We start from the raw sequence: 26,243 nt of genomic DNA on the forward strand, positions 1-26,243 counted from the left end.
AGACGTCCAAACGACGTTCTAAATTTTGGAATAATAGCCAGTGGATAAAGGAGATCACGCGAGATGTTTTTGACAAAGGATATCGGAATTGACCTAGGGACGGCAAATGTCGTCATTCACGTAAAAGGTAAGGGAATCGTACTCGATGAGCCATCGGTCGTTGCTATTGATAAAGTAACAGGAAAGATTCATGCTGTCGGAACGGAAGCGCATCAGATGGTCGGCCGGACACCGGGGAACATCGTCGCCATCCGTCCGTTACGCGATGGTGTCATCGCTGATTTTGAGATGACGGAAGCGATGTTACGCCACTTCATCGATAAAATTGAAGTGAGAAGTATGTTCGGCGGAGTCCGGATGTTGATTTGTACACCGGCCAGCATCACGACGGTCGAAGCGAAAGCGATTCGTCAAGCAGGTGAAAAATCAGGCGCCAAAACCGTTTTCCTTGAAGTCGAACCGAAAGTCGCAGCTGTCGGAGCAGGGATGGATATTTGGATGCCTGCGGGACACATGGTAATTGATATCGGTGGCGGGACGACGGATGTCGCGGTCCTGTCGATGGGTGATATCGTCTGCGGTGAGACCATCAAAGTCGCCGGAGACCGATTTGATCATGATATCATTCGTGCGATCAAGGACAATCACAAATTGATTATCGGAGAACGGACGGCTCAAAACGTCAAGATGACGGTTGCGACCGTTTCAGACGAGGGGCGTCAAGAAGAGATGGACATTCGTGGTCGGAATCTCGTGACAGGCCTCCCGGACAACATCACGATTTCATCCCAGGAGATGCATGAAGCATTGGCGGAAGCCGCAATGGAAATCGTCGAAGCGACAAAACGTGTCCTCGAGAAAACACCACCGGAACTTGCGGCAGATATCATCGACCGCGGGATCATCCTGACGGGTGGCGGAGCGTTGCTTGACGGAATCGACCAGTTGCTGGCGAAAGAACTTGGACTTCCGGTCCTCATTGCAGAAGATCCGATGTTATGTGTCGCACGCGGGACAGGGATCATGCTGGATCATCTAGGGAAATAAGGCGAATTAAACAAGAAGCTGACTCATAAGTCACGCCAAGATTAATCCTTGTGTCGGACGTTTCCGACATCCTCGCTTTCCATGGGCGGAAGGTAAGCCGCGGCATCCCGCACTCCATGCGGTCATGCCGGGTCTTACCTATTCTTGACGGAAGCGTTAACCACGCTTCCTTTTCCCATAGGAGTCGAGGATGAACGTCTCCGTCCTCTATCAATCAAAAATGGCCGATCATCCTATCTTTTGACGGGATGATCGGCCATTGCTCTGCAAATTTTTATTATTCACGGCGAAAAAGTGCGATGAATTTTAATCGAAAGACATCTTCCGTTTGGAGTCAGCCTCTTTGCGTTCGAAAAAATGGTTTCTTTTGATACTGGTTCAAAATTGATTCGTATTTCCTGTGCACGATAGAAGTCACGGTCTATTGATTACTGCGTACTACGCATGAAGGCTTGATACGCATCAAAATCATGATAGACGATGGCGCTTGGCGGCAGGGAACTGTTCATCGTCTGATTGACGAGCTGATTGAGGGCAGTCCGCGTCTGTCCGTAAAACGTGATACTTGGTGTTTCCGGCAGTTCCGTGAATTCCAGTGCGTACGACAGACGGTGTTGATGACTGGCGGCATAGAGAGCATCCGTCATCGTAATCGCAGCGAGACCGTTTCCGCCACTGTAGACGGTCCGGTAACTCATCAATGTGACTTCATCAGCCAGTTCCATCGCCCATTCGCTGAGAGGTTGCCCGGAAGCATCCGGCACGGTATGGAACCAAAACGGCAGGAACAGTTGCAACGGGAGACGTTGCGACGAGCTGACATCGTGAAAAGCTGTCAGCAAGCGTTGGTAGGAGGAGATGACGGCCGCTTGATCCGTTTCCCAGGCCGGTAAAGCATAAGGCTCGAGATCGACACTGATGCCATCCGGACGTTCCATTGTTTCTTGAAGATAGACATTGATCCAGGCTAACGGATCTTCGACGTTCGGTCGGTTCGTCGTCCCTTCATTCGTAATCCATGCGGGCTGGCCGAACAGGAAATAGACTTCGATTCCGGCAAGATGGGCTTTTTCAACGAATGTGCGGTAGAGAGTTCGGTCACCCTCGACAGCGACATGCAGGTAGACACGTTTCATCTGTCTGTTTGCCAGCTGTGTGACTTTCGTTGAAATTTGTTTCGCTTCAGGAATTGACCACATCACGGTATGACGCGTGACGGTGACGGCCGCTTCGGTTCTGGCAGGCAGAAGCGTCGCAACCATCGTAAGACAAATCAAACTGACGATGAAGCGTTTCATATCGTTCACTCCCTTATTGAGTTATCTTATTATCGGTTGTCCGGTGCGACTTGGATATAAGCCAATAGTCCGGGAGCCCTTAGAATCAGTTCAAATCCTAGACATTTCACTTTGTGAAGTGTATATTAGAGATTGTTGTATTGAAACGGAATTACCATTAAAAAGGAAGTGAAGCCACAATGCCATTGTGGAAACGAAATTTAGTTGTTGTTTGGATCGGTAGTTTTTTAACCGCTGCCGCGTTAAGTTTAGTCTTACCGTTTTTGCCCTTATTCATTGAAGAACTTGGTGTCCACGGACGTCAGGAAATTACGACCTGGTCCGGCGTAGCGTTTGGTGCGACCTTCCTTGTCGCAGCGATCGTCTCACCGATTTGGGGACGGTTGGCCGATAAAAAAGGACGGAAGTTGATGTTGCTCCGCGCAAGCCTCGGCATGTCGATCGTCATGTTCCTGATTAGTTTCGTGCAGGATGTCTATCAACTCGTTTTCTTACGACTCGTCATGGGTGCCGTCTCCGGATTCATCTCCGCCGGAATCACCTTGATTGCGTCACAAACCCCAAAAGAGAAAAGTGGCTGGGCGCTCGGTACATTATCGACCGGTGGGATTGCCGGTGGATTACTCGGACCTCTGATTGGAGGATTCCTTGCCGATATGATTGGGCTTCGACCCGTTTTTCTCTTTACGAGCATTCCGCTCTTCCTGACGTTCCTCGTCACGTACTTCTTTGTCAAAGAAGACTTCGTGCCGCTGCAAACGAAGCAGATGGCATCAGCGAAACAAATCATTCAGTCATTGCGTCATCCGGAACTGATTTTAAGCCTCTTCCTGACGACGTTCCTGATTCAGTTCGCGGCTCAATCAATTAGTCCGATTCTGTCGTTGTATGTCCGGGAACTCAGTCCCGGTACGGAACGATTGGCCCTGTTATCCGGAATCGTCGCGTCGGCTCCCGGTATTGCGGCGTTGATCGCTGCCCAGCGGCTCGGTCGGTTGTCGGATAAAATCGGGGCAGAACGCGTCTTGTTCTTCGCCTTGTTAATCTTCGCAGCCTTCTTGATTCCGCAAGCCTTCGTGACCGATACGAGTCAATTGATTGTCTTACGGATGGGACTCGGATTTGCGACCGCTGCCTTGATGCCGTCGGTCCAGGCGCTGCTTCGGAAACACACACCGGCGAATGCATCGGGTCGGATTTTCGGTTACAACCAGTCGGCCCAGTTCATGGGGAATTTCCTCGGACCACTCGCGGGTGGCCAGATTGCCGGTCACTTCGGTTTCGAAGCGTTGTTCCTGTTTACCGGTCTGATTGTCATCACGAACGCGGTGCTTGAACGGACGCAAACGGCTGTCCTCAGCAAAAAACATTCATGATGCATACGAAAAAGGCTGTTTCGATTTTCATCGGAACAGCCTTTTTGATCTGTGAGAAATGTCAGGATAACATGAAGAACTCATCGAGCTTCAGTTGCTCGGACGTTTCGAGGGCTTTCATGATTTGACCTGACTGGGCACGGATTTTATAGTCGGCTGAATAATGGAACAGTCCGTTATCGAGTTCAGTCACAGCGAGTGGTTCAATCAGTATTTTCGGATGGACGATATCCGTTAATTGAAGCGACAGCTCGATTTGATGGTCGACTGGCAGGCGGATTGACGCATAAAAATGAACAGAGCGGTTCGTACTGCGGGTGATGAGGATCGGGGAAGCCCCGACGTTGACATCCTTTCCGTTCAATCGTGTGATCGAGATAAGTCCGTGTAGAGACGGCAACGGTTTTTTCGGTGACTTCTTCATCGATTCTACCGGCTGCAGGACTCCTTGTTTCAAAAGAAGACGTAACGCTTCGATGCCGACGGGTCGGCTGAACAGGTAACCTTGGACGGCATGGCATTCAAAATTCCGGAACTGATCGAGTTGGGTCAGCGTCTCGATTCCTTCGGCGACGACGGACAACTGAAATTCTTTCGCCAGGTAAACGATGCTTTTGATTAATGGAACCGACCGGTCGTCTTCTTCGAGTTGGGCGACGAACGACCGGTCAAGTTTCAGACTGCTGATCGGATACGTTTGAAGACTGCTTAAGGAAGAAACGCCGCTCCCGTAGCCGTCAAGGATCAGCTGGATGCCTAACTGGTGGAGCTGCTGCAACGTCTCTTTGACGAACTCACTTTCGTGCAACAGGATGCTTTCCTGAAGCTCGAGTTGTAAGTACCGCGCCGGGACTTGATAGCGATGCAGGCACGTACGGATCGTTTGGAAGAAGTCACGGTGAAGCAGTTGATTCGAAGAGAGATTGATTGAAATCGGGACGATCGGAACACGTTGTTGCAAGAGGGATTGAATCGTCTGACAGACGGTGTCGAGCACCCATTCTCCGATGGGCAGATAACAATGACCTTCTTCCGACAACGGGATGAAGTCTTGTGGAGGAATACGTCCCCATTCGGGATGATCCCAACGAATCAAAGCTTCACATGCTAAAATCTGTCCGCTCCATATGTCGACCTTGGGTTGGTATTCAAGAAACAGTTCGTCTTGTTCGATTGCATGACGCAGACTCTGCTCGAGCTGATGACGACGATAGATTTCAAGGTCGAGCTGTGACGTATAAAATTCGTAAGCGGGTTGTACCTTTAGTTTGGCACGGGACAAAGCACGATTGGCAGTCTGGAGTAACTCTGTTGCCGTCGTCTCGTCATGTTGGAACGGACTGAGACCAATCGCAAGTTCGGCCGCCAGTTCGTAGCCTTCAATCTGAAAACGGGTCGTGTTCAGCGTTAACAACTTGAGGCATATCTCTTTCAGGATGACTTCGTCGAACGGTTGTGTCGACAAAGCGGCATAATGGTCGCCGGCAAGGCGGGCGCAATAGAGGTCCGGTAATGTTTCCGTTAAATAGTGACTCGTCTGTCGCAACCATTGATCACCAATCTCATAGCCGATCTGTTCATTGATCTGATGCAACTGATTAAAATCAAGCGATAAAATCGTAAACGGATGATCAGTCCGGATCAGGTGCTCGACTTCTTCGAGGAACAGGGTCCGATTTGGCAGTCCGGTCACTTCATCATATAAAGAGAGCTTGCGAATCTCTTCTGGTTGGATCGTCCGGTCTGGCACACGTTCCGGTTCATTATCGGGTGTAGCGACAGCCTGAAACAGAAAACTGAACAGCTCCTGAGAATTTTCTTCGAAACGCAACCCTTGGCACGTGACATCTTGTGTGTAGTCACGTGTTTGATTCATTCGTAAAGAACAGGAGACAGTTGGTTCACCTGTCTGAAGAAGCGTCAGTTGTTGTTTAAAGCGTGACCGGTCTTCGGGATGAATTTCATATAAAAATTCATCGTAATCGAGGGAAGTCAGCCGATGTTGTGAGATATCAAGTAAAGAGGCGAAATGAGCCGATAAAGTCAGCCGGTCCTGTGTCGTTTCGTACTCAAAAAAAGCCAGTCCTGGAAGCGATGCGGTCAGCTGTTCTTTCGCCGAGAGTCGGGTATGCTGAAGTCGAAGCTGGATATGTTGAGTGATGTCCCGGGCAATGCCGTAGACACCGATGATGACATGATTTTGATAGATTGGAATATTCGTGACGTTCATCGTCAAACGATGCCCGTCGTGATGGGTAACTTCTGCTGTGAAGTGAATGGTCTCGCCGGTTAAGGCCCGTTGTTTGAGCGGAGCAATCCGTTTGGCTTCAGCGGATGTGATGAAGTCGCTGAAATATTGGTGATGGAGTTTTTTTCCGCCATAGCCGAGCAACAGGGACAGTTTTTGATTGTAGGAGACGATTTGGCCTTCCAGATTTAAGGTATAGACCGCATCCGGATGATTTTCGAGAAAGTGTGTCGCGTCGACCAGTTGTTTAAAATCAAGCGAGCCGTTGATGAAGGATTCTGTGTTCTTCTTTTTGAAGAAGGGCATAATCTCACCTCATTTAGTATCGTTATAACTTGATTATAACAATTTATGGGATTTAGAAATATCGTGTCTGTTGAAAAATAAGCAAATGTTTTTGAACAACAGGGGTAGGCCTTTCGATGCATCTACGAGATTCATTGCCTTATTTTGAAAAAAACATCGAATTTCCAAAAAATTGACCGATATACTTAAGGAACAGAATTGAACAATAAGTCAATGAGGAGCCAACACATATGTTACGAGGAATGTATACGGCGTCTGGTGCGATGCAGGCGTTACAACGGCAACAAGAAATGTTAAGCAATAACCTGGCCAACGCCCGGACGCCGGGATTCCGGGCCGATCAGGCGTCCCTGCGGACCTTTCCGGAGATGATGATCCAGCAGTCGGGCATCAACGAACAATCCGGTGTCCGTTCACGCGGGACGGTCGGAAAACTCGCGACCGGTGTCTTCATGCAGGCAGCAACACCGAACTTTGCCCTCGGTTCGATCACGGAGACGGGCAATGCGACGGATCTTCAAATCAGTTCGCTTGAAGGGGCAGCCTTGTTTACAATCCGGCATGCCGATCCTGCGACCGGTGAAGAAGAGACCCTGTACACGACGAACGGTCAGTTCGCTGTCGGACAGGACGGTCTCCTGCGGACGACGGAAAATGATCTTGTCCTTGGTGACGACGGTCAACCGCTCAACGTCGTGAATGAAGATTTCACCGTCAGTGCGGACGGTGCTGTCACGGACGGGAACGGTCAAGCAATCGGTAACCTCGGTCTTGTCGTGACGAATCAGCCGGAGACGCTTGAGCGGACCGGGAACGGTCTGTTCCGTTCGCCGGACGCGTTAAACGCCGGTGCCGTCAAAGTCGATCAAGGCGTGCTCGAACTCGGGAATGTCGAAGTCGAACAGACGATGACAGAGATGAATGCCGGTCTCCGTCAATTCGAAGCCAATCAGAAAGTCATCCAGGCCTATGACCGGACCGCTGAAAGAGCAGTCTCGGAAATCGGACGCGTCCGTTAATCAAGGAGGAAATTCATGCAATCACTTTATACGTCGGCCAGTACGATGGCTCAGCTTCAAAAACAGCTTGATACGACGGGACATAATTTGGCGAACGCCAATACGAACGGATACAAACGACGGGATTCCCAGTTCAATGAACTGCTCGTCCGGAATCTGAATAACCAACCGGCGGGACTGACGACCGGACCGCTGACGACACCGGCCGGTCTCCGCCTCGGTGTCGGCGGGTATGTCGCCAATGAAGCGACGCGTTTCGCAACCGGGACGTTCCAAAATACCGGACGCAAGCTCGATGCGGCCCTCAGCAATCCCCACCATTTCTTTGGTGTGATTGATGCGGATGGCGTGACGAAATTTACACGCGACGGCAATTTTGAATTGTCACCGCAGGCAAACGGTCAAGTTCTATTGACGGATGATGCCGGACGTTCGGTCATCAATCAGGCGAACGAACCGATCACGTTCCCGGACAATGCGACGTCGATTGAACTGAACAAGGATGGCAACATCACCGGCGTACTGAACGGCGAACGCCGTGTGCTCGCCCGGATTGGCGTCGCCGATATTCCGAACCACGGGGAATTGACGGATGTCGGAGGCGGACTCTTCACCGCGACGGGACGATACCAGAACACGACAACCGTGAATCCGTTGACGGTCGGAACGCTTGAGACATCGAATGTCGATATGGCGACGGAGATGACGAACTTGACGCAAATTCAGCGGGCCTATCAGTTTAATTCAAAAGCCCTGACGACATCGGACCAGATGATGGGCATCGTGACGTCGCTGAAATAAGCGGAAAATGTATATCTGAATACACGAAAGAGGGGGCCGGATTTTTAAAATCCGACTCCCTCTTTTCTGTTTGTACTGACGCTGATGTCAGTGTGGATACGATTAGTTTTTTTTCAACGCGAGATAAATCGCGGCCATGTCTTCGTCGCCGTGACCCTCTTCTAAAGCGTTTTGGTACTGCTTGTTTGCCGTCGTTGCCAGGGGCAGGTCAAGCGTCAAGCGTTTCGCTTCTTCCGTGATTAACCCGAGATCTTTTGCCATCAGGCGAAGCGGGAACGCAGGCGGGAACTTTTCCTCCCGGTACATCGTTTGTTTGCCTTGGAAAAGCGGTGTGTTCATCCCGGAAGCACCGATCAGCTGGAGGAGCTTGTTTTTATCGAGTCCGGCCCGTTCGCCAAGCAACAGCGTCTCGGCAACACCTTCCCCGACAAGTGCGAGCAGGAGGTTGATGGCGAGTTTTGCTGAACTCCCTGTTCCGTGGGCACCGAAATGAATGCTTTCTTTTCCGAGAATCTCGAAGTAGGGACGACAGGCGGCAATCGCCTGTTCGTCTCCGCCGAGTAACAGAACGAGTTGACCTGCTTCAGCAACCCCGACGGATCCGGAGACCGGGGCTTCGATATAGATTGCACCAATCTGTTCGGCACGTTCCGAAAATGAAGTCGATTGATCCGGTGAAATCGTACTCAAGTTGACGAGGGTTTTCCCTGACAGTGCACTCGTCAGCAGCCCGTCTTCCTGTTCGAAGACCGCCGTGATGGCAGGACCATCCGCGAGCATCAGAAAGATGATGTCCGACTGTTCGACGACGGCGCGGGGCGATTCGAGCGCGACAGCCCCTTCTTTGACGAGAGAAGCCGTCTTCTCGACCGTCCGGTTATAAACGTTAACCTGGTGCCCGGCCTGTCTGAGACGTAACGCCATCGGCACTCCCATATGACCTAATCCAATCCAACCTAATGTCATCAATAGAACTCCCTTCGTTTTTCAGCTCTTTCTCTCAATACCCGTCCTGCAGCGGTCCATAACCTGACAAAAAAACGTGCCTCGTCTGATTCAGACAAAGGCACGTCAGCTTATTCTTCGTACGTGAGGATGGTCGAGATGACCGCAATCGGGAAGCGGATCGTAAAGGTCGATCCGGCACCGATCGTCGATTCGACATCGATCGTCCCGTTATGATGTTTGACGATTTCCTTACAAATCGATAGACCAAGTCCGGTTCCACCGATTTTCCGGGTTTCCGAATTGTCGACCCGGTAGAACTTATCGAACAACTTCGACATCGCTTCTTGCGGAATCCCGATTCCCTGGTCGCGAATCGTGATTTCAGCGAAGCCGTCGTGGTTTTCGATCCGAATCGCGACATCGCCGCCGTCCGGTGAATATTTGATGGCATTGCTGAGCAGGTTGTTTAGCAACTGTTTGATTTTTTCCGAATCAGCATCAATCATGATTGGACCTTCCGCCTCAAACGACAACTGGTGTGTCGTGTGCGAGGCATCATGGAAATCGATCAGTTCGCTTGCGAGCTGGACGAGATCGAACGTCGCCATCTGGTAACGCTGTTCGCTTGACTCCATCCGTTGGACATCGAGGAAGTCGTTGACGAGTGTCGTCAGACGGCCCGTCTCCGAATGAATCGTCGTCAGGTATTTCCGTTGTTTCAAGGAATCGATTTCCCGGTTGAGCATCAATTCTGTGAAACCATAGATTGAGGATAACGGTGTCCGGAGTTCATGGGAGACCGTCGAAACGAACTCTTCTTTCATCCGGTCGGCTTCCGTCTCCTTCGTGACATCACGCAGGACAAGCATCGTTCCGACCCAGACCTGATTGATCTGGATTTTTTCCGAATAAATCTGGATGTAGGCACTTTGCGAGCGGATCGAGACGAGTAAGCTGTCTTTCGGCAGATTCTGTTCGACGATTTGTTCGATATACTGTTCGAACGGTTCCGGCTCATCGATGATGGCGGAGAGCGCCGACATCGCCTGGCGGAAGGACGACAGATTGCTTTCGTCCTGGTATTCCGTCTGGACTTCCGGGAAAAGTTTCATCAACGGTTCATTGACGAGCAGTTCGTCTGATTCATGTTCGATGTAGACGACAGCTTCCCGGATCGAGTTCAACAGTTGACCGGTCTTATTTTTCTCATGGATCATCTTTTCATAAATCCCCATCCGCATCAGCGAGAGTGACAGCTGGTGCGAGAACGACAGGATGTCGCCCATCTGTTCCGGTGTGAAGGCATCACGGTAACGGACGAGGTAGACACAGGCGATGATCTGTTCTTCGTTCGGGTCAAGAATCGGCACGGCGACTTCATACATGTAATACGGATACGGCAACGGACTGTCGTGTGCGACTTGTTTCGATGAGTGGACCGGTCGTTTCAGGACACGTGCCCGGTGGAACAAGGACTGGTCATCCTTGACGAGCTGACCGACCATCTCTTCCGTCATCCCGTATTCAATCGTTGAACGGACGTCATGCTGATCAAGGAACAGCAGGGCACCGATTTCCGATTGCGTGATCGAGACGAGTTTTTCGATGATTTCCGGATAGGCCGTCAACGTCTCGCGTGATGCCAGTGTCTCCGTCAGTTCGTTGCGATATTTGAGATGCTGTTCGCTGCGCAACGTGATTTCGAGTGCTTCCTCGAGTTCCTCTTGCTGCGCTTGCAGTTCTTCCTGCTGGGCGACGAGCTCTTCCTGTTGCGCCTGTAACTCTTCATTTTTCGCCAGCATATGGACTTTATTGTCGGCGATCGATGTCGCCATCCGATTAAACGATGTCGTCAATGTATACAGTTCATCCTGACGTTTCGGTAATGGGATGTTGTCGATGTCCTCACCACTGGCGAGCAGGGCGCTGTCACGGGATAACGTATTGACCTGCTTCGTCACCCGGCTGATGAAGGGGCGAACGAGCAGCAACAGGATGATGACGAGAACCACGAGATTCGAGAGCCAGATGAACTGGGCGACCCGCATCTCGCCGAGCAGGCTGGTCTTCGCTTCCGTCTCCTTGTCCTGAATCAATGTCAGGTAGTTGGCGAGCAACGTATCGATGCCGGCAGCATCGGCATCTGTCGTCAATTGACTGTTCGTGCCTTTTAGTGTTCCGTTCTCATTAAATAAATCGTCCCCGTTTGATAAGGAAGCAAGTGTCTTTGGATCGAGGAACGCCTCGTCAATCGAACCTTGTTTCTTACCGGCGACATATTCCGTCAAAAGTGGAAGGGCGGTCCCGAAGTAATCGTCGTAAAGCGTTCGGGTCGCGACCGCATAGTCCTTCCCTTGTTCATAAATGGCATTTTTTTCGAACCAGGTCGTCAAACGATTGATTTCCCGCTGGTTCGCTTTGATTGTATCGAGCATTTCTGGTGTGCCGAACAGCACATACGATTTCACATTGCTCTGCACAAGTGTCCATTCGTTGGCTAACGCATTGGCGTTCGTCCGGCGTTCCCGTAAATCATCGAAGGTCATATTCGTCTGGTCGATCTTTCGTTCCGTATAGTTGTAGACGATCGCTGACGTCAGACTGAGTGCGATGAAAACCATATAAAAGGCAAACATCAATTGGCGACCAATTTTTTGATTAATCCATTTCACTTGTTTATCCTCCGTATATTATTTTGTAAGGTTCAAAAAATTAATCCGGTATTTTTATCTTACTTAATTAAATGGGCATTCATCAAACTTTAACACGCAAAGATGCAAAAAAGATATTTTATTTACTGGATTTATGACAAGAATGAAAAAGCAATCCACTTTACGGATATTCTTGAATGAACAATCCTTCAACTATTTTTTGAAAATAAGGATTAGAAGAGGGGGAATAAAGGAAATCTAATGAAGGAGAAGTCCTCATTTTAATCATAAGGAAGTGACAAGATGCAAAAAATGTTTGAGAACAAATGGTACCGTGGTGCCTGGTGGATCATGACGCTGCTAATCATCGTCTGGATTGGGAATCATGTGACATTCCTGTTCCGGCCGATTGCGATTTTATTGCAGATGGTCGTTCCGCCACTCGCGATTGCCGGTATTCTGTATTATGTCCTGTTGCCGATCGTCGAGCTGCTTGAGAAAAAGATGAAACGGCGTCCAGCGGTCATTCTGGTCTTACTCGGACTCGCCGGCATTTTAACGACGCTCGGTTTCATCTTCGGTCCGATGTTGTCCGATCAGATTACGGAATTCGTTAATTCGATTCCGACGCTTGCTTCGCAGTTCCAGCGTCAACTGGTTGATGTCCGGAATCAACTGGAAAACAGTGCCTTCTTCTCCCGTTTCCTCAGCGGACAAGATGACCTGTTCAACAAGTTTTCCGGGAATGTCTCGGAGTATGCTTCGACCTTCCTGAAAAACATCGGAACCGGTGTCGGCGGCTTCGTCAGCGTCATCACGACGACAGTCGTCACGATTGTCATCATTCCGATCATGTTGATCTACATGTTGCTGGACGGAGATAAGCTGAAAGGCAACCTCGTCAAGATGATGCCGTTCGAATACCATAAGGAGACAAAAAAGATTCTCCATGATGTGCATTTGACAATCATGAGTTATATTCGAGGACAAGTCATCGTCAGTATCGGTGTCGGAATCATAGCCTATATCGGTTATTTGATCATCGGGATCGATTACGCCCTGTTGCTTGCCCTGTTTGCGACTTTGACGAATATCATTCCGTTCCTCGGACCGGTCATCGGGGTTGTTCCGGCACTGATTGTCGGGTTTATCCAGGATCCGATCCTTGCGATTTACGCCGTTATCGTCATGACGGTTGCGCAACAGATCGACTCCCACATCATGTCACCGCTCGTTCAAGGAAAAACGCTTGATGTCCATCCGTTGACCATCATCATCGTCTTGCTTGTTGCCGGGAACATCGCTGGATTCTTCGGTGTTCTGCTCGGTGTTCCGTTCTATGCTGTCATGAAGGTCGTCATCCTGAACATCCGTCGTCTGTATCACCTGCGGTCGCAAAAGAAGATGGTCATCGCGGAAGATGATAAGACGTTTAATACGATCGTGACGACAAAAGACTGACTTTGAATTTTCGGGACAGTTCGGTCATACTGAAAGAGTAGTCGATTGTGTCACGAAAGGGGTATGTGTCAGATGGATCAACGTCACGTAGAAGAACAGGCTGATTTATTGGCCCTCCAAAAGTTTCAGCACAATTTCGAAAATAGTCTCAAGTCGAGTGTCATCTTTATTCTGCGGGATGGTGCGTTGACGATTGGTGAAATTGAACAACGTCTCGATCAGTCGCACGGTCAGATTCTTGAGCAACTTCAGGAATTGATTGAAGACGGACTCGTCTTGCAACAGATGTCGGAAAAGGTCCATGGACTCGCGTATTCCTTGACGGGTCCGGCGGAAGAACTCGTTCGCCAGTTTAAGGAATCGATTGCCTGGAGCAAACAACACATTACGTATTAAGGAAGTCCGTCCCCTCGAGCAGCTGTTCGAGGGGTTTTTGTTATTACAATTGTGAAAAAATGTATAATTATTGAATCGAAACCGACATAATGAGGGAAAGTGCGTTGACGTCAGAGAAGGGGAGAAGGAATCGATGTGAAAACAATCCTATTGTATGTCCTGATACCAGTATGCGTCATTTTCGTCATCGTCAAGTGGATCATTCCCGTCGCAGGATGGGGGACGGACTCTCAATCGGTCGAGCCGAATCCGATTCCGGTCATGCAAAAATGGCATGAAGATCAACTGAAACAATTTGACCGCGAAAACCGAATCGGGGTTCGGTATACGCTCGGTGAACTGGAAGTCGAGACGTTAGCGATGAAACAGCGGGATATCGTCCGGACGACACCTTTGTTACGGGTGCTGGTCTCAAAAGAAAAACTGGTTCAAGTCGGAACAGGAACGGACCGGTTACTTGCTTTGACCGTGACGATTAAAAATCAATCAGGTGATTCGATCGAATTGTCCCAAAAGCTTGGTGAATATGAGGAAAACGGGAAAAGAACAGAAATTTTACACGAGCGACATCCGCTCGCCGGCAAGTATCGCGCGGGAGAAGAGCGGACAGGAGTCTTACTTATACAAACAGAACAGAAAGAACTGACGATGGGAAAACTAGATTTATTCTATCAAACGATGTCCGGGGAAAAACAACTCCGGATCGCCTTAAATGAATGATCGACAAAAATCCCGTGCCGATTGAGGCACAGGATCTTTTTGTCGATTATTTTTGAACCGCACTGAATGCTTCTTCTGACTCAATTCCGGCTTTGTTGACAGCTGTGACGATGAAACGTCCCGTTGGATCTTTCGGTAAAGGAAACGCTTTTCGTTCGATTGATTCCGTCGAACCGAGCTTTTTCCGTTTTCCGTCTTGTTCTTGATAGACGTTATACGTAACAACTTCTTCGTCGGTTGAGGCGTACCAGTTAACGAATCCACCTGACACGCGGACGTTCGTCGCTGGTTTTGGTGGTGTTTTGACGGGGTCGGATGCCTTTTGATCCAGTTCAGTGAAGACGACGAGACGGTTGTCGTATGTGCCTTCATTTTCGTCATACGTACCGATACACGTGATCAGGTTCAAGTTACGCTGATCAGATGCACCAAAGATTTTTTCGAGCGGTGCATCGAGGTGACCGTACTCGACCAGTTTTTTGACACGGAAGACAAGGTTCCGACCTGACTCATCCTTGATTTTGACCATATCGCCTTTTTTGAGTTCATGCAGCTGATAAAAGACGGCAGGACCGGTCTTCGTATCAGTATGTCCGTCAATGACGGCATTTCCGACATCACCCGGACGGGGACCGAACTTATACCACCCGACTTGTTGTTCGTTTTTCGGTGTCCCCATGGCGCCTTTTTTATCAAGACCAACTTGTTCCACATTGGTCTTGACCTTAAGTGAATCAATCGTCAGGGTTTTCGGCAGTTCCACTTGATTCGTGGAGAGGTTCTTAAATTCTTTTTTAAAGATTTCAGATGGTTTGAGTGGATCTTCCTTTGTCTCGGAAGATGCGGCTGATTCAGTTTTTGCATCGCCTTGCGTAATATTCGTTTGAGGTTCTTTTGTATTTCCAATCAGTAGAAAAATTAACGTACCGATTGAAACGAGCATCAAGAGGATGCTGACCGGTAATAACCATTTTTTCAAGACACGTCACTCCTTTCCGAGACAAAGCCTCTTACACAGAAAAAGGATAGTGCCGAGGCGCTATCCTTTTTAGTATACCCGAAATCTTATGCGTTTTGACGTTTGCGTGCGAGGACGATTCCGGCTGCACCGAGTGCGAGACCGAAGAGTGCGATGGCACCAGTCGTTCCAGCTGTATTGTTGTCGCTCATGCCGCCGTTACCTGTGTTCGGCATTGAACCTGGTGTACCATCCATGAATTTCTCAGGTGATTGTTTGACGATCGCTTCACCGAGGTTCTCACCGACGCCGTACATGTAAGCATACGACTCACGGAATGTATCAGCTGATCCTTTGTAGTCGCCTTCGACGTACTGCATGAACGTATCTTGGACGTATGTCTCGTGACCAGAGACCGCTTCTTGTGCCGCTTTTGTCGGAAGGTTTTCTTCCGTTGCTGCGCCAAGGAACGCACCGAAGTCATTCGAGAACATTTTGAGCATGTCTTGTGCGTCGCCCATCAATTTCTTGTCGTCGTTGATCGCTGCTGTGACGAGGTTCGCTTGCGCTTCGATGTGGTTTTTTGTCCAGACTTGCTCGAACTGATCCGCACCCGCTTGACCGTAAACCGATTTCATTGCCGCTTTGAAGTCAGCTGTGTGCATGTCTTCCGCCCAGTTCGCTGCATCGTAGTCTTTCGCTTGATCGACGCCTGCCGTCATGCTGATGTTAGCAAGGGCGACGTGCTCAGCTGCGAGGCTGTTGAGTGTTGACCGGAGGTCAGCTGCTTTTGTATCGGCTTTCGTGTTGTCGAACTTCTCAGGCATCTGTGTTGTGATCGCGACTGAGAGTGCTTTCGAGATATCATACATGCGGCTGTATCCTTCGCGGAACGTGTTGTACGATCCTTCGTAGTCACCAGCTGCATATTGTTGGAATGTTTTATAGACGTCTGCTTCATGGGCACGGAGAACTTCTTCCGCTGCTGCCTTCGGCAGTTTACCTTCTGTTGCTGTATCAAGGAAGCTCGAGAGGTCCTGGACGAACTCTTCTGTTTCCGCTTTTGACGCGTTGATGCCGTCCTGGTCGTCCGCTTTCACGGCTTTGACGAGATCGGTTGTGTATTTGTTGTGGTCAACGAAGATTTTTTCGAATTGTTTTGCGCCTTCGTCGCCGTAGACAGAAGCGATCGCCGGTGTCATGTCGAGTGCGTTCTGTTTAAGTGCTGCTTCATAATACTGGGCATCTTTTGATCCGTCATATTGTTTTTTCATGTCCATGACGGCAAGCACGAAGTGCTCAGAGAGTAACTGATCGAGTGTCGCACGGAGGTCAGCGGCTTTTGTTTTGACCGTGACGTTCTTCGCGCCGTCCTCATGTTTCATGTCGTCCCCGCCACCGGAAGCGAATGCTGCCGTTCCTGGTAATACGAGTGCTGCTGCCATTGCTGTTGCTGCGAATTTTTTCGTGTTTTTCATTTTGTCTCATCCTCTCAAATTTGGGTGATATCTAATTGGTATTTGGTAGTTGTTGTCTGTATCGTTCTGAACAGCATACGCGCCCGGTTTTGAATTGGATTGAAAAATAGCAGATTTATTTTTAAAAAAATGCGGATATTCCGATTCCTTCTATATATAGAGATTCAAAAACTTTTTTAACGAATTCCTTGTTTCTGCATGTTACACTTAAAAAAAGAACTGTTTTGTAGCTAAACTGCAACTATTTAATACCAGGTACTAATATGCTATACTGTTCTTTAGACTGAACCAATGAAAGGTGATCAAGATGGTACAAAATCAAGCCGGAACGGACCAACCGACCCGTGAACGTCTGAAACGTAATCAACAGATCAAGAACGAAGAGCAACAAGAGCAGGAACCGAAGCAACGTAAAAAACTACGTCAGTATTCTTCGCGTCGTGTTCCGATCATTGTTCGTTTATTGATCATTCTTCTTCTTGTCGTCCTTGCGTTAGTAATCGGTGCGATGGTTGGATATGCGACACTTGGTGGTGGCGAAGCGATGGACGTCCTCAAGCTCGACACATGGACCCGCATCACCGATTTTTGGACACAATCTTAAATTAACCAGTGATTGGAGCTGCGCTATATGTATACGATTGAACAAATCAAGGAAGTGATTCCGCACCGTTATCCATTTTTACTCGTCGACCGGATTTTAGAAGTCGAAGAAGGAAAACGTGCTGTCGGCATCAAGAATGTCACGGCCAACGAAGAATTTTTCAATGGCCATTTCCCGGATTACAACGTCATGCCTGGTGTGTTGATTGTTGAGGCATTGGCGCAAGTCGGAGCCTTCGCTGTTCTTAAGATGGAACAAAACCAAGGTAAGCTGGCCTTTTTTGCCGGCATCGAGAATTGTCGTTTTAAGCGTCAGGTCGTCCCCGGTGACCAGCTCCGACTGGAAGTCGAACTGACGAAACTGCGTGGACCGATTGGTAAAGGGCGTGCCACAGCAACAGTCGATGGGGAAGTCGCCTGTACTGCTGAACTGACTTTCGCAATCAAGTGAATCCGTGATGAAGCGTTTGCTGATTCCTTTGGCAATCTCGCTGCTTGTCATTCCCGGTTGTCAGCGTGCTGACGAAGTGGAGACCGCTTCCCCGACGGTCATCATCGATCCTGTCACACGTGCCGGACAAACGGAAAATATCTCGGCTCAGATTTCAGCAACGGACAATGATCGGATGCGTCTGACGATTCGGACAGCAAATGATATCCGGCTCGATGACCAACAGGTCGATATTCGACTCGATGTTGCCAATCAGTCTATTCCGTTCCCATTCGTTTCGTTTACAGCGAAAAAAATGGGGGAAATCAGAACGTATACGTCGGATACGACAATCGAAAAAGAAGTCTTTGATGAAAACCGCTTGCCGGTCTTAATCATCGATGCCGGTGCCGGACGTGGAATTGAAATTCCGCTTGAAGTCGTTCGTTAATGGAAAGGAATCATACGATAACCACCTGTTCCCCGGTTATCGTATGATTCTTTTTTTGTTTTCGTAAAAAACGGACATGAATTGTCTTTTTCTTAAATGAATTTCAGAAATCATGTGGTTTATTTTCCCTTTATTGTTTAAAATCTAGGTAACACATATTTTAGAATGGAGCGAAAATAAACATAATGCGAAAAATTGGAATGTACATAGTAGCGTGTCTGCTTGTCTTTGGTATCATTACACCAGCCCAGGCAGAAACGGTGTCCTCATGGGATGTCACAGGAACGGGGACGAACCCGTATACGTTGACGTTCACGGGTGAAGGAATGGTCAATCTCGAATCCGAAACGGAGTTAGTCTTTGAAGACGGATTGACAGGACAAGCAATTGATATCGCGAAAAATCCGACAGTGACGTTTACGGCGGAGACGGCACCTGTCGTCAAAGTCACATCGACGGATCAAGCGAAAACGATTTTGATCGAATTCGGCCGCGAAGTCAAAGCGGAGCCGACACCGGAAGAACCCGTGACAACGGAACCTACACCGGAGGAACCGGCGACGGAAGAACCAATCAAAGAAGAGCCTGTGAAAGAAGAACCAGTTAAAGAAGAGCCGAAGCCGGAAACAGAACCAGTCAAGGAAGAGCCGGTCCAAGCAACGACTGCAGTCATCAACGGAATCATCTGGTTTGATGAAAATGAAGACGGGATCCGTCAGGAAAAAGAAACACGCATCAGTGACGTCCCGGTTTATCTCTTAAATAAAAACTATGATGTCGTTGAAGAAGTCTATACGAAAGACGGTCTGTATACGTTTAAGGATATTAAGCCAGGAACGTATTACGTGGAAGTATACGGCATGGACATCGGGTACTACTACACGTCTCCTCAACACGAAGGAACAGATCCGACGATCGATTCGGATCTTGACGAAGAGGATTTAGCAAAAGTGAAACTTAAAGCAGGTGACATCGTTCAGGTGGATGCCGGTCTCTACGGTCTCGATGACGAAGAGATGGACATGGCGAATCTGTTGATCGTAACGAACTTCCTCGATGCGAACAACGATCAGATTCCGGGTTACTCGGAGCAGACGATTCCTGCGACGTATACGGTAACGGATGCCATCACAGGTAAAGATGTGTATACGGAAGAAGTCGGAAAAGACGATGCCTTATCAATCGAGTTGACGCCGGGTACGTATACGGTGAAGACAGAAGTCGCAGCCGGATACACAGTCGAAGCGATCCACCATGTCTCACTCGATGACATGATGGATTCATTCGATCTGACGAAAGCAGGAGCAGAAGCGCTTGCTTTCGGCATGGCCGATGAAGACGAAGAAGAATTCCCGGGATACGATGAATTCCTCAAACTGTTTAAACGAAAAGCAACAACGGATTCGGTCACACTGACGGACGAGACGATGGGGTATTTCCTGCTTGCTGAAATCAAGAAGACGAAACCGGTCGTTGAACCGAAACCAACACCGCAACCGACGAAGACATCGACTACACCGGCGCAAGCACCCGTCACGGAAGTCAAAGCAGACAATCCGGAGACAGGCGGTATGTCTGGTGAACGACTCCCGCAAGCAGGGGAGGATCAACCGTTCCCATACGCTGCGACAGGAGCAGGACTGGCCGTCGTCGGACTCTGGTTATTGTTACGACGCGCAGGATAAGTAAAACTCTCTGGACCACATCGGTTCGGAGGGTTTTTTGATGTGTGTATCTATTGACACACACGCACACACGTGTGTATAGTGAGGGTATCAAATGAATCGGAAAGAGGGATAACGATGTTAACGACAAAACAGATCAGTGAATTGTTACGTGTATCAGAAGAGACGGTCCGTCGCTGGATCCGTACGGGCGAGTTACACGCCGAACAGGACGGAAAAGGCTATTTGGTTGATGAACTGGCGCTCAAACGTCTCGTCGACGAGAAGTCACAGATTCCGGGCAATGCGATGAACAAAGTCTTGCCGATCATCAATGACCTGTTTGGTCCGGAAGCGGCGAAGTTTGCCAAGTCGAACCTGTTTGACCCGCTCCGTCAGTCGATGGATCAGTCGGCACCACCACGTCCGGAAGCTTCACCGGAGTCGGTCGCAGAAGAACTGAGCCAACTGAAACGTAAAAAACGTCGCCTTGAACTCGAACATGAACTGAAACTGCTTGAAATCGAAGAGAAGATTGCCGTCCTCGAACAAAAGGCGTCACGCCTTTAATTGAAGTACTGAACGATTCCGTTAACCGGAGTCGTTTTTCTTTTGAATAAAACTCTCTGACAAGCAAACGAGTACGGCTTAAGAACGCGGCTGTGCGACAATGAAAATATGATAAGTAGAGGAGATGAAGAGATGTTCAAACGGGATGTCAAGAACCACTGGCAAGTGATGTATCAACAAAATGGTTATCCCCATGTGCAGCAGGGCTGGGTCCTGTCACCGGACCGGAAAGACGAGTTTGATCCGTTCATTTTGATGGCGGAGGACTGGTTCAAACGCGGGACGTTTTCCGATCATCCCCACCGCGGCTTTCAGACGATCACCTATGTCATTGACGGCCGGCTCGAACATATCGACAATCATGGCGGACACTCGATTCTCGATGCGGGTGACGTCCAGTACATGAACGCCGGCTGGGCGGCACGGCATGCGGAAGAAGCGGTCGATGACGATTTGATCCATACGTTACAACTGTGGCTCAATCTGCCGAAACGCTTGAAAGAGACGACGACATCGTATCAAAACGTCCTGTTGGAACAGGCACCGGTCGTTCCGTTTGCAGGTGGACACGTCCGGGTCTATTCCGGTGCGATTGCCGGCGTGACAGGACCGCTCGACAGCCTGGTTCCAATTACGATGAGTGAGATATCGCTTGCTCCGGGCGCGACGTATACACATATCTTACCGGCGAACCATAATGCGTTCTTGTATGTCCTGGCAGGAGAACTGGAAGTCGGAGCAAGCGAGACGCGCCTCGCGAAGACGACGGCAGCGACATTGACGTTTGACGAACAGGCGCAAGGTGACAGTGCACTCGCATTGACGGCCGTCAGCCGGACGAAGGTCCTGATTTACTCCGGTCAACCGATCCGGGAGGAGACGATTGCCTATGGACCGTTCGTCATGAACACGGAAGAAGAGATTCGTCAGGCGTACCGGGATTACCATGACGGAAAATTCGGACCACCAGCCGTCTTGTGACAACAAAAAAACCAGTTCCGTTTGATTGGACTGGTCTTGAGTAATCGATAGTCGGACACCGCTCGACCTCAAGATGAGGAAGAACCGGTCGTCCGTTTTTTCTTGCGATGCCAATACCAGTAAGCGAGCCCGAGTGCAATCGGGATAGCGGCCAGGTAAGGATTCGCTTCTAAATAACTGATGATCTCAAACAGCGCGAACCATCCACTGAGTAAACCGAGGATGAGTAAGATCGTCCGAATCGCTTCGGGAAGCTTGCGGATACGATATGCGAAGAGACATACGAGGCAAAAGATGATAATCGCCACGAGCATTCCTCCCATTCCCGTATCCAGTATAGCGTATTCGAAAAGCTTTTTCGATGTTGAATGATGTGTTTTTTATCTACATGATTTTCGAACAATTAAACCTTTTGACCTGTCATATAGGGTGAGTCCATCAAGGATTCATCCTATTTTTTTATGGAAAAGGAGAAGGCGGATGAAAATCGATTATTTCAGCGTCATGCCGAGTGGTCCAAAAGGAGCACTGGAAACACACTGTCTGACGAATGGAAACTGGTACGAACGGGTCAGTGAAGAGTGGGAACGGGCGATCCATTATGGAGCAGGTCTGATTCGGATCAAGGACAAGGGAGCCGAATTACGGATTCCGATTGAATTCGGATTCGGTTACGTCTTGCAGTACTTACGGCAGTTCGCGGCAGCAGAACGACATACGATTGACCGGGCGAGACGACATCTCCAGCAGCAACTCGAATGGATCGGACGTGGTCTGCCGATTCAATTGCGTCGCTTGGACGACATGATTGAGTTGACGGCAGATGCCGATCACCGGTTTCGACGCGACTCGTTTTTGGAAGCGGTAGAGCAAGCGAATCAGAGTATATCTTGAGAGGAAAGCCGTCACGGGATTGAAACGTGATGGCTTTATTATATTTCAGAAAAATATTGACTTAAGTGAAATTCTATATAAATGTAAGCGTTTTCTTAAAAAGGGATGGTTAGATTTTTAATTTCCATATACAACCTGTAAATATATTTTATTAGTTACTACTATTCCCCTGATTTTTACAAAAAACCTATTGTCGTTAGTTTCTGAGTTTTGTATATTTGAGCTGTAGCTGAGTGACTCACTTATTTAGGAGTGAGACTTGGTACGAACCTACGACATATGAAATGCCTTGAAAATAGGCATTCGATAACATTTTTCTGTTCATCCCAAACTGGATACATAATGGATCACTGACGATCGTCTACTGAATAGGCGATGGATCGGCGTGTGAAACAGAACGTATTCCTCCGAAGAAGACAGAGAATTTGTTGAGTGTATTAAAGTAAATATTTACAAATATTTTACTTTAAGTGTAGGTTATCTGGTTGGGATTGTCGCATTTAGTTTTGAAAGACAAGAGGAGGAATTGTAAACATGGCTTACACGAAAAAATCAAACAAATTGTACGCAGCTGCAGCTGCACTCGCAGTCACTGCATCTGTCGTCGCACCGGTTGCTGCTGACGCGGCTTCGAAGGTCTCTGTTAAATACATCGAACCGATCTTGATGAAACATGCAGGCGGTGATAAGTACGCAGTTAAGAAATTGATGTTACCGACGAAAGTCAAAGTCAAGCTCACAAACGGCAAGTACGAAATGCGTTCAGTGAAGTGGAACGGTACCGTGAAGTTTGAGAAAAAGTACATTAACAAGTTCCAAGTCTTGTACGGAACAGTTTCTGGTACTTCGAAAAAAGCAATCCTCAAAGTAGAACTTCAGAACTATCCGGTTGATGTCCTCGAACCAGTCCTCGAACCAGTTGCAGTCGGAGGAAAAGTTGTTCTTCCGAGCACGATCAGCATTCGTTACAAATCAGGTATTATCGTTAAACGTCCAATCAGTAAGTTTAATCTCAAAACACCGGATACTTCAAAAGCCGGCAAATATAAACTTGCTTACTCATACAAAGGTGCGAACTCTGTCGTGACAGGTTCAATCAATTATGAAGTCAAAGCAGCGAACATCATGAACGTCATGGGAAGCGTCGATGATCAGACACTTTCTGTTAAAGCAGACGTCATGTACGCAGCGGCAGGCGCAATGGCAGAACTCTTAATCTACCCAGGTAAAGATATGTCAAAAGCACCAATTGTCGTCAAAGGGACGCTTTCAAAAGGGAAATTCATGGCCTCACAAGGTGGAATTCCTGAAGGAACACACAGCTATGTCGTGAAAATCGGCGATGTGAAATCAGCAGCAATGGACTTCACGGTAGCAAACACGATGTTGACGTCAGCAAAAGCCATCGGCAACAAAAAAGTGGAAGTCACGTTCTCACGCGCAGTTGACAGCGCATCAGTCGAAAACTTCAAAATCGCAGGCGGAACAGTTACAGCTGTTACCCTCAGCCCGGACAAAAAATCAGCACTCCTCGACGTGTCAGGTCTTGAGTACGATAAAGACTACACAGTTGAAGCGAAAGGTATCATGATCGGCGGCGTCGCTCGTGACCTTGGTTCAATGAGCTTCATGACACAAGGTGTTGAAAACCTCTGGATGCTTGAAGTCTCACCTAAAGCGTCGACAATCGTCGCAAACGGTGCTGACAACACAGAAGTGACGTTCTTACTCAAGGACAAAGCAACTGGTGAAGTCGATAAAAATGCAGACGATATCGTCTTGAAATTATCAACATCATTCGGTGCACTTGCGAAAGACCGCGTGACAATCCAGGACGGAAAAGCAACGGTCCTCCTTACTTCAGAGTTCAGCAACACAGACCTCGAAGCAATGATCCGTGCAGAAATCATCGAAACGGCAGCAGGCGATTACAAAAATCTCATCGGTAAGATTTCAGGAGAGACGAAGGTCAAATTCAGCACAATCGCTGTGACTCCGGCTCCAATCGAGATGATCAACGTTCTTGCAGCTGAATCGAATCAAGCAGATCGTGTGACGGTCTTCCTTGATAAAGCAGTCTCACGTGAACTCTTACTCAAATCATTCGGACTCGATAAAGTCATGCAAGGTCTTCACGAAGAAGATTACCTCGCAAACGACAACATCCAAATCGAACAATTTGACGGTATGAAGCGTGTTATCGGTGTTAAAGCGATTCCTTCGAATCCAAAAGCATTCGAGTTGATCTTGGACAAAGAAACACCACTCCAAGACAACGCAGTCGTTAAGCTCGTTGCAAAAATTACGAGCAGCACGGATACAGAAGTGAAATCAAAAGCAAGCTTCAAGTTGACGGATGCCCGTCCGGCTGAAGTAACATCTGTTAAAGCAGTCGGTCTGAACCAACTCGAAGTGAAATTCTCTGAAGCGGTCGATTCTGCGAAATTCAAAATCGACGGTCAATACGGAGAGAAGTACTTCAAAGTCACGCATTACGGATTTGACAACAAAACAGGTGTTGACCGCCGCGATACAGTCCGTATCATGTTGAATGATGATTATCCGGGCGTCAAAGAAGGATACTTCGCAGCAGGCAAACACTCGCTTCAAGTCTGGGATACAATGGACTTCGCAGCACTTTCAGATGAAAGCAACATCGGAACGACACAAAACCTCGACTTCACGGTTGCGGCAGATACAGTCAAACCGACAGCTGGCGTCGTCGTTGAGTCACCTGAACAATTCCGCGTGATGTTCAGCAAAGACCTCAAAAAAGCAGACATCGCAGACTTACTTGGCGATGAAATGGTATTCGAGCGCTACAACTCGAACACGAAGAAATACGAAGACTTCAGCGAGTATGTCAATGTCACGTCTTATAACAAAGAGACGGGCGAAGCTGTCCTCGAATTGATGAAAGACTGGACGGAGATCTACGATACAGTCAACACGAAAGAGAACTACTACAACGATAAGTTCCGCATCACGCTCGAAAAAGGTGCAATCCAGGCCGAAGCGAACGGTGAGAAAAACGACGCGTTAGTACTTGATCTCAACTACGAAGGATCGCCGCTCAACACGCCGGATCTGAAGAGTGCTGAGATCAACACAATCGACCGCGTACCAATGACGAACGACTTCGTTGTCATGATGAGCGAACCGGTGAAAATCCGTGACCTCGATGAGTACAACACTCCACTCATCAATGCGGACGGTATCGTCTTACCTCCGAAAACGACAGTTGAATTCATCGGTAAGAACAAAGATGGAAAAATCGTTACGATCGACGGATCTGTCGTCAATTATACAGATACAACGGACAAAAACTTCCAAGTCAAAGCAAACGAGAGCCTTCAAAAACTCGTCGACATGGAAGGATACGGCGAAGAGTGGAAAGTCGTCGTCAAATCATTGTCTGATGATGTCGGTAATACGGTTGCAACAGCAACACATGACTTCAAACTCATGAAAACGCCTGTTAAACCAGTTCTGACACCGTTCGAAATCGTTAAAGTCTCTGCAAACGAGAAAAACGAAAAAGACGTCATCCGCGTCAAGTTCACAGAGGGTGTTCAATACTCTGGTATGTACGATGCGACAAGCACAGCGAACTATATCCTGAACGGAAAAGCACTTCCGGTCGGAACAAGCATCTCGCTTGCTGACTCAGATGACAACGTATCAAACGGACTGGATATCGTTAAGATCAAAGTCCCGGCTGGTACACTCAAAACGTTGTCGAACGTTATCGTTGTCAACAAAGATCTTCAGTCATATGACAACTCAGTCTTGACTGGCGGTTACGAGAAAGCAGTTCTTCTCGGATTAAACTAATCCCCTCGAACACCTTTCGTTCAGCAATGGATGAAAGGTGTTGTTTTGTGGTGATTAGCGCAATCGATTGCATTTTGTGAAACCTATTGACTTATTTTATTAAAATAGA

Annotated in this window: 22 protein-coding genes; 15 read left to right on the plus strand and 7 right to left on the minus strand. The window is 48.4% G+C overall.

What is annotated here, in order from left to right; genetic code table 11:
* Positions 1-63: 63 nt before the first annotated feature.
* The gene (gene mreB / locus P402_RS0103005; RefSeq protein WP_026827353.1) at positions 64-1,047 is read left to right on the plus strand and encodes a rod shape-determining protein MreB; all 984 of its coding nucleotides are present in this window, start codon (positions 64-66) and stop codon (positions 1,045-1,047) included.
* Positions 1,048-1,475: 428 nt separating this feature from the next.
* Here the strand turns inward: mreB and P402_RS0103010 are convergent, their stop codons facing one another.
* Positions 1,476-2,345: a hypothetical protein gene (locus P402_RS0103010; protein ID WP_026827354.1), complete on the minus strand. Its 870-nt coding sequence runs from the start codon at positions 2,343-2,345 to the stop codon at positions 1,476-1,478.
* A gap of 179 nt (positions 2,346-2,524) precedes the next feature.
* On the opposite strand from P402_RS0103010, the gene P402_RS0103015 reads away from it, so the two are divergent.
* Positions 2,525-3,721 carry a multidrug efflux MFS transporter gene (locus P402_RS0103015; RefSeq protein WP_026827355.1) on the plus strand — a complete coding sequence of 399 codons (1,197 nt, stop codon included), beginning with the start codon at positions 2,525-2,527 and terminating at the stop codon, positions 3,719-3,721.
* Between the two features lie 61 nt (positions 3,722-3,782).
* On the opposite strand, the gene P402_RS0103020 is transcribed toward P402_RS0103015, so the two are convergent.
* Positions 3,783-6,275, minus strand: coding sequence for a bifunctional diguanylate cyclase/phosphodiesterase (locus P402_RS0103020; protein ID WP_026827356.1), 2,493 nt, complete (start codon positions 6,273-6,275; stop codon positions 3,783-3,785).
* Positions 6,276-6,505: 230 nt separating this feature from the next.
* Between P402_RS0103020 and P402_RS0103025 the strand changes: the two genes are divergently transcribed.
* Both P402_RS0103025 and P402_RS0103030 read left to right on the plus strand, forming a co-directional pair.
* A complete protein-coding gene (locus P402_RS0103025) occupies positions 6,506-7,294 on the plus strand; it encodes a flagellar hook-basal body protein (RefSeq protein WP_026827357.1) in 789 nt (262 codons plus the stop codon).
* A 15-nt stretch (positions 7,295-7,309) separates the two neighbouring features.
* Positions 7,310-8,095, plus strand: a complete 786-nt coding sequence (locus P402_RS0103030) for a flagellar hook-basal body protein (protein ID WP_026827358.1) — start codon at positions 7,310-7,312, stop codon at positions 8,093-8,095.
* A gap of 102 nt (positions 8,096-8,197) precedes the next feature.
* Here P402_RS0103030 and P402_RS0103035 read toward each other — a convergent pair whose 3' ends face one another.
* Positions 8,198-9,061: an NAD(P)-dependent oxidoreductase gene (locus P402_RS0103035; RefSeq protein WP_026827359.1), complete on the minus strand. Its 864-nt coding sequence runs from the start codon at positions 9,059-9,061 to the stop codon at positions 8,198-8,200.
* 110 nt (positions 9,062-9,171) lie between these two features.
* A complete protein-coding gene (locus P402_RS0103040) occupies positions 9,172-11,715 on the minus strand; it encodes a HAMP domain-containing sensor histidine kinase (protein WP_026827360.1) in 2,544 nt (847 codons plus the stop codon).
* 291 nt (positions 11,716-12,006) lie between these two features.
* Between P402_RS0103040 and P402_RS0103045 the strand changes: the two genes are divergently transcribed.
* The 3 genes from P402_RS0103045 (at position 12,007) to P402_RS0103055 (ending at position 14,271) form a co-directional block, all read left to right on the plus strand.
* Positions 12,007-13,155: an AI-2E family transporter gene (locus tag P402_RS0103045; RefSeq protein WP_235188809.1), complete on the plus strand. Its 1,149-nt coding sequence runs from the start codon at positions 12,007-12,009 to the stop codon at positions 13,153-13,155.
* Between the two features lie 72 nt (positions 13,156-13,227).
* Positions 13,228-13,551, plus strand: a complete 324-nt coding sequence (locus P402_RS0103050; RefSeq protein ID WP_012371527.1) for a winged helix-turn-helix transcriptional regulator — start codon at positions 13,228-13,230, stop codon at positions 13,549-13,551.
* Positions 13,552-13,686: 135 nt separating this feature from the next.
* A complete protein-coding gene (locus P402_RS0103055) occupies positions 13,687-14,271 on the plus strand; it encodes a hypothetical protein (RefSeq protein WP_026827362.1) in 585 nt (194 codons plus the stop codon).
* Positions 14,272-14,317: 46 nt separating this feature from the next.
* Here the strand turns inward: P402_RS0103055 and P402_RS0103060 are convergent, their stop codons facing one another.
* Both P402_RS0103060 and P402_RS0103065 read right to left on the minus strand, forming a co-directional pair.
* The gene (locus P402_RS0103060) at positions 14,318-15,250 is read right to left on the minus strand and encodes a class F sortase (protein WP_026827363.1); all 933 of its coding nucleotides are present in this window, start codon (positions 15,248-15,250) and stop codon (positions 14,318-14,320) included.
* A gap of 86 nt (positions 15,251-15,336) precedes the next feature.
* A complete protein-coding gene (locus P402_RS0103065; protein WP_026827364.1) occupies positions 15,337-16,707 on the minus strand; it encodes a copper amine oxidase in 1,371 nt (456 codons plus the stop codon).
* A 307-nt stretch (positions 16,708-17,014) separates the two neighbouring features.
* Here P402_RS0103065 and P402_RS0103070 point away from each other — a divergent pair, with 307 nt between their 5' ends.
* From P402_RS0103070 to P402_RS0103095, 6 genes are all read left to right on the plus strand, one after another.
* The gene (locus P402_RS0103070) at positions 17,015-17,311 is read left to right on the plus strand and encodes a DNA-directed RNA polymerase subunit beta (RefSeq protein WP_026827365.1); all 297 of its coding nucleotides are present in this window, start codon (positions 17,015-17,017) and stop codon (positions 17,309-17,311) included.
* Between the two features lie 27 nt (positions 17,312-17,338).
* Positions 17,339-17,761 (plus strand): 3-hydroxyacyl-ACP dehydratase FabZ, encoded by a 423-nt coding sequence (gene fabZ, locus P402_RS0103075; protein ID WP_012371522.1) that lies wholly within the window; start codon positions 17,339-17,341, stop codon positions 17,759-17,761.
* 7 nt (positions 17,762-17,768) lie between these two features.
* Positions 17,769-18,191 carry a hypothetical protein gene (locus tag P402_RS0103080; RefSeq protein WP_012371521.1) on the plus strand — a complete coding sequence of 141 codons (423 nt, stop codon included), beginning with the start codon at positions 17,769-17,771 and terminating at the stop codon, positions 18,189-18,191.
* Positions 18,192-18,391: 200 nt separating this feature from the next.
* On the plus strand, positions 18,392-19,876 hold the full coding sequence (locus P402_RS0103085) for an SdrD B-like domain-containing protein (protein ID WP_235188810.1): 1,485 nt from the start codon (positions 18,392-18,394) through the stop codon (positions 19,874-19,876).
* A 117-nt stretch (positions 19,877-19,993) separates the two neighbouring features.
* Positions 19,994-20,425: a helix-turn-helix domain-containing protein gene (locus P402_RS0103090; protein ID WP_012371518.1), complete on the plus strand. Its 432-nt coding sequence runs from the start codon at positions 19,994-19,996 to the stop codon at positions 20,423-20,425.
* A 132-nt stretch (positions 20,426-20,557) separates the two neighbouring features.
* Entirely contained in the window at positions 20,558-21,406 is an 849-nt protein-coding gene (locus tag P402_RS0103095) for a pirin family protein (protein ID WP_026827367.1), read from the plus strand.
* Between the two features lie 68 nt (positions 21,407-21,474).
* Here P402_RS0103095 and P402_RS0103100 read toward each other — a convergent pair whose 3' ends face one another.
* Positions 21,475-21,720, minus strand: coding sequence for a hypothetical protein (locus P402_RS0103100; protein ID WP_235188811.1), 246 nt, complete (start codon positions 21,718-21,720; stop codon positions 21,475-21,477).
* A gap of 166 nt (positions 21,721-21,886) precedes the next feature.
* Between P402_RS0103100 and P402_RS0103105 the strand changes: the two genes are divergently transcribed.
* Together P402_RS0103105 and P402_RS0103110 are read left to right on the plus strand one after the other, a co-directional pair.
* On the plus strand, positions 21,887-22,300 hold the full coding sequence (locus tag P402_RS0103105; RefSeq protein WP_026827369.1) for a hypothetical protein: 414 nt from the start codon (positions 21,887-21,889) through the stop codon (positions 22,298-22,300).
* A 534-nt stretch (positions 22,301-22,834) separates the two neighbouring features.
* Positions 22,835-26,134: a hypothetical protein gene (locus tag P402_RS0103110; protein WP_026827370.1), complete on the plus strand. Its 3,300-nt coding sequence runs from the start codon at positions 22,835-22,837 to the stop codon at positions 26,132-26,134.
* Positions 26,135-26,243 lie beyond the last annotated feature (109 nt).

The sequence above is a fragment of the Exiguobacterium sibiricum 7-3 genome (genome assembly GCF_000620865.1).
Lineage (GTDB): Bacteria > Bacillota > Bacilli > Exiguobacteriales > Exiguobacteriaceae > Exiguobacterium_A > Exiguobacterium_A sibiricum_A.

What these genes read in the sequence shown, in the direction of transcription:
- P402_RS0103105 (WP_026827369.1), top strand. Translation starts at nt 21,887, where the DNA reads ATGAAAATCGATTATTTCAGCGTCATGCCGAGTGGTCCAAAAGGAGCA.
- P402_RS0103045 (WP_235188809.1), top strand. Translation starts at nt 12,007, where the DNA reads ATGTTTGAGAACAAATGGTACCGTGGTGCCTGGTGGATCATGACGCTG.
- P402_RS0103090 (WP_012371518.1), top strand. Translation starts at nt 19,994, where the DNA reads ATGTTAACGACAAAACAGATCAGTGAATTGTTACGTGTATCAGAAGAG.
- P402_RS0103065 (WP_026827364.1), bottom strand. Translation starts at nt 16,707, where the DNA reads ATGAAAAACACGAAAAAATTCGCAGCAACAGCAATGGCAGCAGCACTC.
- P402_RS0103030 (WP_026827358.1), top strand. Translation starts at nt 7,310, where the DNA reads ATGCAATCACTTTATACGTCGGCCAGTACGATGGCTCAGCTTCAAAAA.
- P402_RS0103085 (WP_235188810.1), top strand. Translation starts at nt 18,392, where the DNA reads ATGTACATAGTAGCGTGTCTGCTTGTCTTTGGTATCATTACACCAGCC.
- P402_RS0103110 (WP_026827370.1), top strand. Translation starts at nt 22,835, where the DNA reads ATGGCTTACACGAAAAAATCAAACAAATTGTACGCAGCTGCAGCTGCA.
- P402_RS0103035 (WP_026827359.1), bottom strand. Translation starts at nt 9,061, where the DNA reads ATGACATTAGGTTGGATTGGATTAGGTCATATGGGAGTGCCGATGGCG.
- P402_RS0103070 (WP_026827365.1), top strand. Translation starts at nt 17,015, where the DNA reads ATGGTACAAAATCAAGCCGGAACGGACCAACCGACCCGTGAACGTCTG.
- P402_RS0103010 (WP_026827354.1), bottom strand. Translation starts at nt 2,345, where the DNA reads ATGAAACGCTTCATCGTCAGTTTGATTTGTCTTACGATGGTTGCGACG.
- P402_RS0103080 (WP_012371521.1), top strand. Translation starts at nt 17,769, where the DNA reads ATGAAGCGTTTGCTGATTCCTTTGGCAATCTCGCTGCTTGTCATTCCC.
- P402_RS0103025 (WP_026827357.1), top strand. Translation starts at nt 6,506, where the DNA reads ATGTTACGAGGAATGTATACGGCGTCTGGTGCGATGCAGGCGTTACAA.
- P402_RS0103020 (WP_026827356.1), bottom strand. Translation starts at nt 6,275, where the DNA reads ATGCCCTTCTTCAAAAAGAAGAACACAGAATCCTTCATCAACGGCTCG.
- P402_RS0103100 (WP_235188811.1), bottom strand. Translation starts at nt 21,720, where the DNA reads ATGCTCGTGGCGATTATCATCTTTTGCCTCGTATGTCTCTTCGCATAT.
- mreB (WP_026827353.1), top strand. Translation starts at nt 64, where the DNA reads ATGTTTTTGACAAAGGATATCGGAATTGACCTAGGGACGGCAAATGTC.
- P402_RS0103095 (WP_026827367.1), top strand. Translation starts at nt 20,558, where the DNA reads ATGTTCAAACGGGATGTCAAGAACCACTGGCAAGTGATGTATCAACAA.
- P402_RS0103015 (WP_026827355.1), top strand. Translation starts at nt 2,525, where the DNA reads ATGCCATTGTGGAAACGAAATTTAGTTGTTGTTTGGATCGGTAGTTTT.
- fabZ (WP_012371522.1), top strand. Translation starts at nt 17,339, where the DNA reads ATGTATACGATTGAACAAATCAAGGAAGTGATTCCGCACCGTTATCCA.
- P402_RS0103050 (WP_012371527.1), top strand. Translation starts at nt 13,228, where the DNA reads ATGGATCAACGTCACGTAGAAGAACAGGCTGATTTATTGGCCCTCCAA.